The organism is Streptomyces sp. T39 (genome assembly GCF_008042045.1).
GTDB lineage: Bacteria > Actinomycetota > Actinomycetes > Streptomycetales > Streptomycetaceae > Streptomyces.
This window is the reverse complement of record NZ_RDBP01000037.1, coordinates 1,077,798-1,085,596: the sequence shown is the minus strand read 5'-3', so window position 1 is coordinate 1,085,596 and position 7,799 is coordinate 1,077,798. Positions and strand designations below refer to the sequence as shown.

Sequence of the window (7,799 nt, the reverse complement as noted above, 5' to 3'; positions counted from 1 at the left end):
GGCGTGGTCCTCGCACGGCGGGCAGGGGGCGTTGTCCTTGCCGAGTCCGAGCCAGTTCCCGGAGTGGAGTCGGGCGTGCTCCTCGCACTGCGGGCATGCGTCGCGGCTCACCGCTGCTTCTCCTGGCGCTTGCGGGCGCCTCTGCTGGTGGCACACCCGCTACCACGGCATCCGCACCCCCAAATACGCCGTCAAGACGCTCCTGCTGGCCGCCCGAGGCTTCTACCGGGCCACCGTCGGCGTCTGGCCCACCCTGTCCGCCCAGGACCACACGGCCGCCGTCAAAGCGCTCCGCGCCCAGGTCAAGGCCAAGCCCGAAGACGTCGACCTCGCCACCCGGTTGCAGCTGGCGCACGCCGAACGCACTCGCACCCGCCGCTGGAGGTTCGGCGCCGCCGCCGTCGGCGTCACCGCAGCCGCCATCGGCGTCTACCTCGCCGACCCCCTGCTCCAGGGCGGCATCGGCACCGCCGTCACCGTCCCCCTCGCCTACCTCGGCCGCGGCAAGGAGACCCGCCTCCTCGACCAGGCCGCACCCCCGCTCCGCGTCGACATGTCATCGCAGCAGCTCAACGACGCCCTGCGCGCCGCCGGCCTCCTGAAAAGCGGCCGCGCCGGCGACGACGAGAAGGACTGGCCGAAGGTGTCTTGCACGATGGGCCCGGTCCGCGATGGCCGCGGCTGGTCTGTGATTTTCGACCTGCCCCGGGGCGGAGGGAAGACCGCGTCCGACGTCCTCGCCAAGCGGGAGGTCATCGCCCAGGAGCTCGGCGTCGACGAGATCCAGGTCATCATGTCCCGCGTCCGCGCAGCCCAGGGCGGCAACGCAGGCCGCGTCAGCATGTGGGTCGCCGACGATGACCCGTATCTCGGCACCCCCAACCCGTCGCCCCTCGCCAAGGCCGACGCCTTTAGCGTCTGGGAGCCCATCCCCTTCGGCCAGGACGCCCGCGGCAACCGCATCACCGTCCCCGTCATGTGGCAGTCCATGTTCTTCGGCGGGCTCCCGCGCCGCGGCAAGACGTTCACCCAGCGCCTCATGACCGCCGCCGGCCTCCTCGACCCGTGGGTCCGCCACTACGTGGCCGACGGGAAGGGCGGCGCCGACTGGATGCCCATGCGCGCCGTCGCCCACCGGCTCGTCATGGGCGCCGAAGACGACGCCATCGAAGCCCTCAAGGCGATGCTGCAGGAACTCCTCGTCGAGATGGAACGCCGGTTCGCCCTGCTCAGGGAGCTGCCGCCCTCCGTCTGCCCCGAAGGCAAGCTCACCCCCGACATCATGCGGAAGTACAACCTGCCGGTCATCTTCGTCACCATCGACGAGCTGCAGGAGTACTTCACCGCCATGGAACGCGAGGACCGCGACCAGGTCATCAACGACCTGTGCCGCGTCGCCCGCCGGGGCCCCGCCGCCGGGTTCATCTCCAACTACGCCAGCCAGCGCCCCGACGCGGAGTCCGTGCCTGCGAAGCTGCGGGAGATCATCACCATCCGCTACTCCACGCAGGTCGTCGACAAGACGTCCTCGGACATGGTGCTCGGCAAGGGCAAGGCCGCCCAGGGCGCCGACGCGTCCGTCCTCTCCGAGGACCACAAGGGAGTCGGCGTGCTCGTCACCGGCCCCGCCAGCTTCGTCACCGTTCGCGCCGACCTCCTCGACGGCCCCGGGTTCGCCCAGATCTGCTCCAAGGGCCGCACCCTGCGCCAGGAGGTCGGACAGCTCACCGGGGACGCGGCCGGGGACGTCACCGCGGCCGCCGACGCCCAGGGCATCAAGCTCGCCCCGATCCTCTCCGACGTCCTCGAAGTCATGCGGCACAGCCCGCGCATGTTCACCGTCGACCTCCTCGCCGGGCTCGTGAACCTCGACGAAGACACCTACGGCGACCACGACGCCGAACGGCTCGCCGCCGAACTGGAAGCCGCCGGCGTGAAGCGCACCAGCAAGCAGGTCAAGATCGAACGCAAGGCCCTCGCCGGGTACCAGCGGCGCGACATCGAGGCCGCGGTCCCCGCTGAGATCCTCCTCGGGTAGAGGGCCCCCGCTCTACCAACCGCCCCGGGGCGGGCCCGAACACAACGCGTCCGCCCCCTTCCCGTAGCGCCCGAAAGTAGAGGGCCCTCTCTACCCCGGTCACGGGGGTGGTCATGGCCCCCCACCTGCAAGGTCACGGGGGTAGAGGGGTCTCGACAACCCCGCGCACAAGGCTCCAAGAACCGCGTAACCAGGCGCTCCAACCAAGCAACAGCCACAGCAACCGAACTTCGTAGCTCTTTACGTAGCCAACCACCCGTAGTACGCTGCCCGGCAATCGACAGAGAATGTCGAGCTGCTAGCCCCAGGCAGCAGGTCGTTCACCCAGGTGGAGAACTCCTGCTGAGTAAGGCCAGCGGTGCCACCCTGGAGGTTCCAAAGGCGCCGGGCAGTGCGTGACTCAAGACGAGTCATTCACCTGCTCGGCGTTCGTGTTTTTCAGGGACCTTCCATGGCACGGATCTTCTCCGGCCGCCAACTCCGCGCAGCGCGGACCACGGCAGGCATCTCCCCAGAACAACTCGCCATCAGCGTGGGCCGGTCGGCATACAGCATCCACGAGTACGAACTCGGTCGCGTCACCCCCAGCGTCGCCGTACTGGTCGCCATCGCCGACACCCTCGGCCGGCCAGTCGACGACCTACTCGCCGACGACACCGAAGAGGCCGCCCATGCCGCCTAACACGACCAGTCGCCCCACCCTCGCCGACATCCGCAAGTGGCCTGCCACCGTCAGCATCCCCACCGCGGCGCTGGCCCTCGGTTGCAGCAAGAGCCACCTGCACGAGCGGATCAGGAGCGGCAACTCCCCCGTAAAGACACTCCCGTTCGGCACACGACACGTTGTCATCACCGCCGACCTGATCCGCCTTCTCTCAGGAGAGGAGATGAACGCCGCATGACTCAGAACAGCAGCGAGACCCGGCATGCCCTACATGCCGGGTCTCGTGAAAGCAACGCGGTGGTCGCAGGCACCACTGTGCCACAACTGGCGTCAACAGCCCACCAGGACGAAGCGCTGTTCGCCGCAGATCGGCCCACCCCCATCGCTCGCCCCGTCCCCGTTCAGACATCCGGCCGGCTCGAGTTCGCCGCCCGCTGCCCCCAGTGCAAGTCATGGCACCGCCATATCGGACTCGGCGAGAAAGACGCGCCCTGCGGCGCGCACTACCTCCTCGAATTCAAGGGGGCGGCATGAGCAACCACGACACCGCTCGCGCCAGCGCCCACCAGGCACTCGACATGGGGTATCGCGGCATCCCCCTCAGCATCAACAAGACGCCCATCATCCGATCGCCGCACGAGAAGGGCCACAACTGCCCAGGCATGGCCTTCTGCGGCGCTGCCGGCCATGGCATCGGTGACGCCACCGACGACCACGACACCCTTGACTGGCTGTTCGACCAGGCACCGAAGGCAGTCGGCTACGGCATCGCTTGCGGCGCAAGGCTGGTCGGCCTCGACCTCGACCGCAAGGGCACGGTCGACGGAGTCGCCACCCTCAACAGGCTCGCCGAGCGGCACGGCTTCCGAGTGCCCCGCACAACGACCGTGTGCACGCCGTCCGGCGGCTATCACCTATGGCTGGCAGTACCTGGCGGGACGATCGTCCCCAACTCGGTCGGCAAGGTCGGCCCCGGCATCGACGTCCGCAGTTCCCGCGGGTACGTCGTTGGTCCCGGAAGCATCGGTCGCCAGGGTGCCTACGCTCTCCACCCCAAGCTGGGCTTCATCGATCCTCAGCCGATCCCGGAGCAGTTGCTCAGTCTGATGCTGCCGCCCGCGCCCCGGCAGCAGCCCCATAGGCGTCCGGCGGCTATGTCCGTCGACAGCACCACACGGGCGCTGCAGGGACTCGTCAACGTTGTCCTCAACGCCACCGAGGGCAACCGCAACGACCGTCTCTTCTGGGCTGCAGCAAAGGCATGGGAGCACGTTCGTGACGGACATGTCGCGGCCAGCGACGTCGAGGGACCGCTTGTCGAAGCGGCTATCCGGGTGGGTCTGGGCGCAGGCGAAGCGATGCGCACGGTCGCGTCCGCCGGACGGGGCGTGACCGCGTGAACAACGAGACGACCGACCAGGCCACAGAGGAATGGGCGGACCGCCGCCTGGTCCCCGAAGGTGTGCGCATGCCCGCCGGCTACAGCATCAGCTACAGCGGCGTGTGGCTGGAGAAGCAGGTCGGCAAGGAGGTCGTCGACCTGCGAGTGGCGTGGGCGCCGTTGGTCGTCAGCTCGGTGTACGTCGACCCGATCGGTGACCAGGCCGTCGAGTTGGCGTGGGTCGACCGCGGCCGTGTCGTCACCCGCATCGTGCCCCGCAACGTTGTCCGCCGGGGCCGCGTCCTGGTGGCCACCCTGGGAGACGCCGGCCTACCCGTGATCGAGGGCGACGCGCGTCTCGTCGAGCGGTACCTTGCCGCGTTCGAGTCCATCAACCAGGGCAAGATCCCGCGCGTCCACCTGGCCCGCCAGCTGGGGTGGCAGGCCGATGGAACGTTTGTCACCGCACAGGACACCCCGCACAAGGTGGAGGTGAAGTTCGACGAGCAGAAGCCAGCGCTGGCCGCACATCAGCCGGCGGGAACGTTCGCCGGGTGGCAGGCAGCCATCAAACGCATGGAGTCCTACCCGGCCGCGCAGATGGCGCTCTACGCGTGCCTGGCCGCACCGCTGTTGCAGATCGTCGGGGTGAACTCGTTCGCCGTCGACATCTGCGGGCGCTCCACCCGGGGCAAGACGACGGCTGCGGCCGGTGGGATGAGCGTGTGGGCCGACCCGAGCGAGAAGGCTGACGGTCTCTACTCGTGGCGGACCACGATGCTGGCCGCTGAGAAGCGCCTGAACCTGGTCAACGGTCTGCCGGTCGTCTTCGACGAGACCAAGCTCGTCCAGAACCCGGAGATGGTCCACGGGCTGCTGTACGCCATCCCGAAGAACCACGGGGCGGCCCGCGGCGGCGGGTGGCCGTCCGGGCTCCCCTGGCGCACGGTCGTGGTGTCCACCGGCGAACAGTCGGTGCTCACGTTCACCACCGACCAGGGGGCCGGGGCGCGCGTCCTGAGCGTCAAGGAAGCCCCGTTCGGTACGGATGGACCGGAGTCGGCGGCAGCAGCCATCGAGGTGCGGGACGGGACGGCCGAGAACTTCGGTACGGCCGGGCCGCGGTACGTTGAGAAGCTGCTCGACGTCCTCGCCGACGGCGGTAAGCGTGCGATCGTCGCCCGTCACAAGCAGCTGACGGCGGACCACCGGTACGAGAGCGACATGTCGGCCCGCCGGGCGCCTTTCGTGGCCTGCCTGGCGCTTGCCGCTGAACTCTCCCACCAGTGGGGCATCGTGCCCTTCCCGGCCCCGGAGATGGACGTGTGGCGGCGCCTGTTCGCCACCGCCGACCAGACCGACAACCGGGGCGAGATGGCGCTCGACATCGTCCGGGAGTACATCGCTTCACATCGCCGTGAGATGTGGAGCCCGTACACGGAGAACGACCCGCCGTTCGGTGGGTGGATCGGCCGGGAGATCAATGTCGACGAGCGGCCGACGATGGCTCTCCTTCCGGAGCGGATGAAGGAAGTCCTCAAGAAGGCCGGCTACGAACTGGACTCGGTCATCCCGAGCTGGCGGGAAAGCGGGGCGCTCATCGAGAGCCCTTCCTACCGGCCGCCGTACCTGCTCGGGCGGAAGCTCAACGGCTCCAAGGTCCGCATGTACGTCTTCAACCCGGACGTCTTCGCCACAGACGCCGAAGACGGAGAGTGACATGACGACCCGAGCCGCAGAAGAACACTCCCTTACTTCACCCCAAGTGCGTACCCCCCCTCCGGGGCGGTATCGGTGCAGCTCAGGGCATGTTCGACAGGGGTACGCAGCACTGCGTACCCCCTCGGGTCCGCAGCCAGGGGGTACGCACCCCCGCGTACCCCCTGGCGATCTTGCAAACCAGCAGGTCAAGCACTGTGCGACACCCCCCATCCATAGGGGTACGCACTTGAGCCCAACAGAGGGCCGGAACATCTCACCAAACCCCAACACAATCACACCCAGTTAGGAGCCCGACCATGGCCACGAACACCACCCCGATCCTTACCGCCCTCCCCGGAACCGGCTGGTACGCGTCCCTGAAGGAACACGACGGCCTGCACAGCAGCACACACGTCATCGGCTGGCTCGTCCACGCCGACGGCGAGTTCCGCCCCATCGTGCTGCACGAAGGGAAGCCGGTCGACGCGACCACGCTCCCGAACTTTCTCCGCGTCTTCCCCGGCAAGCCCTGACCAGCCAACCGATCGAAGGAGCCCGACCATGACCACCGCCGACAAGATCCGCGCCACGCGCGACCGGCAGCTCACCAACATCCGCGCCCGCCAAGACCTCAGCGCCCACGCCAAGCAAGTCGCCATCGCCCGCGCCCACGCCACCGCCGAACGCAACATGGCCGAACTCCTCGAAGCCGACACCGCCGCCTACCAGCGGCAGCGCTCCTACCTCGAACGCAAGCTGTTCGGAGGCGACGACAGCACCGGATACAACGCCATGTCAGCCCGCGACGCACGCGAGAAGGCAGCCACCTACACCAACCCCCAGGAAGCCGCCGAAGCCTTCCACCGAGCCCAACGAGCCGGCGACACCGACATGGTCAAGGCCATCGCCTCCCACGCCGCGGACCTCGCCAGCACCCCCGTATTCGGCCAGGCCTGGCAGCCCATCGTCTCGGCCTACTCCGAGACGAACAGCAGCAAGCGAGACACCTACCAAAAACTCAGCGCCCTGCGACAGCCCAACACCGGAGGCGACTGGGGATACGTCCTCGACACACCCAGCGAGCTCGGCAGGCTCACAGCAGCCCAGGTCACCCAGCTCGCCGACTCCGACCTCACGGTCTACGGCGACGGACCACAAGCCGCATAACCCCAAGACTCGACGTCAAAGGCAGCGAAGTGGACGACGAATCACACTTCGCACCCATGGGAAGCAGGGTTCTCCGTAGCCGCCATGACTGCTCCCCAGCGTCGACCGCGGCCCGGCCAGCTCCAGGCCGGCCGGGCCGCGCACCAGGGAGGGGAGAGGGGCCCCGGCGGGGCCCCTCAGAGACCGGGACCGTAATGCACTCGCCCCTATGCGTGCTGCTTCCGCTGTGTTTTGCCGAGCAAGGAAGGGGGCCGGAATGGCTCTCAACGAGGTACCGGAAGGGCTTGGCCCACAGGGGCTGTGCCTGTGGAACGAGATCACGGAGGGCTTTGACCTGCGGGTTGATGAGCTCCGGGTGCTTGGTGACGCCTGCTTCGAGGTCGACATGATCGGCCGGATGGAGGATGCGATGCGGAATCAGCCGCTGGTGGTCACGGGGTCGCAGGGGCAGCCGGTGGCGAATCCGTTGGTGCAGGAGCTTCGCCAGCACCGTTCGCTGGTGGCCCGCCTGCTGGCCGCGCTGAAGCTGCCGGACGAGGACGGACGGGAGGGGGGTGCGCTCGACCGGTCGGCACAGGCACGGCGAGCGGCGCTCACACGGTGGGGGCGGGCCGGGTGAGCCGGCGCCGAGAGCAGCGGTCGGGGCCGCCGGAGGGGCTGCCGGTGGAGTTGTACCGGTTCGAGTTCGCTCGGTGGCGGGATCCGGCTTGGGATGCGGATTACGCGCCGTGGGGGGCGATGCAGTGGCACTTTGCGCGGGATGAGTGGCTGGCGGCCCGTGCGGCGTGGGCGAGGGCGCGCGGCCGGCACTACAACGATCTGCCGGAGTCGCCCGACTCGGTTCGGAT

9 protein-coding genes are annotated in these 7,799 nt (G+C 68.6%); all 9 read left to right on the top strand.

The genetic code is table 11. From position 1 onward, the window contains the following. On the top strand, positions 1–2,038 hold a 2,038-nt coding region (locus tag EAO77_RS27485; protein WP_261994153.1), incomplete at its 5' end, for a cell division protein FtsK. 451 nt (positions 2,039–2,489) lie between these two features. Continuing rightward, complete coding sequence (locus EAO77_RS27480) at positions 2,490–2,720, top strand: helix-turn-helix domain-containing protein (RefSeq protein ID WP_147990937.1); 231 nt, start codon at positions 2,490–2,492, stop codon at positions 2,718–2,720. Beyond that, positions 2,710–2,940 carry a DNA-binding protein gene (locus EAO77_RS27475; RefSeq protein ID WP_147990936.1) on the top strand — a complete coding sequence of 77 codons (231 nt, stop codon included), beginning with the start codon at positions 2,710–2,712 and terminating at the stop codon, positions 2,938–2,940. The genes EAO77_RS27480 and EAO77_RS27475 overlap by 11 nt, the downstream gene beginning before the upstream one ends. Continuing rightward, the gene (locus EAO77_RS38890) at positions 2,937–3,236 is read left to right on the top strand and encodes a hypothetical protein (protein ID WP_187283436.1); all 300 of its coding nucleotides are present in this window, start codon (positions 2,937–2,939) and stop codon (positions 3,234–3,236) included. Before EAO77_RS27475 ends, EAO77_RS38890 begins: the two co-directional genes overlap by 4 nt. Further along, positions 3,233–4,102 carry a bifunctional DNA primase/polymerase gene (locus tag EAO77_RS27470; RefSeq protein WP_261994152.1) on the top strand — a complete coding sequence of 290 codons (870 nt, stop codon included), beginning with the start codon at positions 3,233–3,235 and terminating at the stop codon, positions 4,100–4,102. The genes EAO77_RS38890 and EAO77_RS27470 overlap by 4 nt, the downstream gene beginning before the upstream one ends. Further along, the gene (locus EAO77_RS27465) at positions 4,099–5,802 is read left to right on the top strand and encodes a DUF927 domain-containing protein (protein WP_147990934.1); all 1,704 of its coding nucleotides are present in this window, start codon (positions 4,099–4,101) and stop codon (positions 5,800–5,802) included. Before EAO77_RS27470 ends, EAO77_RS27465 begins: the two co-directional genes overlap by 4 nt. Positions 5,803–6,101: 299 nt before the next feature. Then, positions 6,102–6,317: a hypothetical protein gene (locus tag EAO77_RS27460; RefSeq protein ID WP_147990933.1), complete on the top strand. Its 216-nt coding sequence runs from the start codon at positions 6,102–6,104 to the stop codon at positions 6,315–6,317. A 28-nt stretch (positions 6,318–6,345) separates the two neighbouring features. After that, on the top strand, positions 6,346–6,951 hold the full coding sequence (locus EAO77_RS27455) for a hypothetical protein (RefSeq protein WP_147990932.1): 606 nt from the start codon (positions 6,346–6,348) through the stop codon (positions 6,949–6,951). Positions 6,952–7,207: 256 nt separating this feature from the next. Continuing rightward, positions 7,208–7,570: a hypothetical protein gene (locus EAO77_RS27450; RefSeq protein ID WP_147990931.1), complete on the top strand. Its 363-nt coding sequence runs from the start codon at positions 7,208–7,210 to the stop codon at positions 7,568–7,570. Positions 7,571–7,799 lie beyond the last annotated feature (229 nt).